At 67.0% G+C, this 1,187-nt stretch carries 1 protein-coding gene and 1 pseudogene; both read right to left on the bottom strand.

Annotation, left to right across the window (positions count from 1 at the left end; all coding sequences use genetic code 11):
• A partial coding sequence (locus tag KY572_RS46840) for a hypothetical protein (protein WP_224250320.1) occupies positions 1-878 on the bottom strand: 878 nt, incomplete at its 3' end.
• Positions 875-1,187, bottom strand: a pseudogene (locus KY572_RS46835) (hypothetical protein); the annotation flags it as partial. The gene KY572_RS46840 and the pseudogene KY572_RS46835, both read right to left, overlap by 4 nt.

Below are 1,187 nucleotides of genomic sequence, written 5' to 3'. Positions count from 1 at the left end.
TTGAGCTCCGCGATTCTCCGCTGGCGCTGGCTGATGGCGACGCTGTCCACCAGCCGCGCCAGCAGGGGGGCCACCTCCGGTGGGAAGCGGGGCGCGACGGGCACGAGGGCGGCGTTGCGCTCCTGGAGAGTGCTCAGCACCGTGGCGAAGTCGAGCTCCGGGCGCAGATGCACCAGCGCTCGGGCCTGGGCCTGGCGTGCTTCCTCCCGGCTGAAGTCCGCGGCGGTGGGCCACGTCACGAGCAGGATGGAGCCGTTGGGCAGCTCCTCCACACTGTGGGCGGGGGTGGACAGCATGCGCTCGCGGCCTACGGTAGCCACCAGCTTCGGGCCGAACACGTTGAGCCAGAAGACTTCGTAGATCTGGTCGAACCCATTCTGGAACCGGGTCTCGTCGTCACGGCCGAAGCTGGGAAAGTCTGCCAGCTGCCGATCCGCCGCGCTGTGAGCCGCCGCATACGGGACTGGATGATGTGACGCCCAGGCGCGCACCAGCTCCACGAATCCGCGGCACCGCTCCTCTTCCGCGAAGAAGGTGAGCGGCTGAACATCCAGGCTGACGCTCAATTCACGCGGGACTTGCGCGAGCAGGAGGTGGAGCGTCAGGGACACGGCCGGTGCGGTGGCGCGATGGAGACCGATGATCGAGCCGGACTCGGTGCGGCGCTCCTCCAGCGCCTTCCAGACTGCGTCCCGAGAGTATTTCCGCCGCCGCTGGCTCTGGACGATGTCCGGCATCCACTCGCTGGCGTGTTCCTCGAGCGCCTGGAGAAACGGCTCCAGCGCTTGCTCGATCCGCAGGTGTGACTCGAAGGTGCCTTCCCAATGGAGGGCAAGACTGTCCTCGACATTCAAGTCCTGCAGCGTCAGCAACTTCACCGGACCAGCACCTGCACTCCCTTGACCTCCCGCCTGACCTTGTCCACGGCAATCCTCAGGTGGTCGAGATTCCTGGGCATGAGCGCTCCGCCCTCGTAGACGAGGCGGACGTGTTGCACCTGCACGTGGCGCTTGAGGGCGGGCCGCAGGATGTCCACCGCTCCTCCGTAATAGTCCACGGCTGTGCGTGCATCCACCGCCATCTGCGCCACCAATGCGTCGCGTTCCAGTGGCGCGAGGTAGCGGCTCTTGAAGCTGAAGGTCTCCACGCGGGGAGGCTGTCCAGCGGCGGGCTGCGCCTCGATGACG

This window comes from Hyalangium gracile (assembly GCF_020103725.1).
Taxonomy (GTDB): domain Bacteria; phylum Myxococcota; class Myxococcia; order Myxococcales; family Myxococcaceae; genus Hyalangium; species Hyalangium gracile.
The sequence above is the reverse complement of the archived record's forward strand: the minus strand, read 5'-3'. Positions and strand labels throughout refer to the sequence as shown.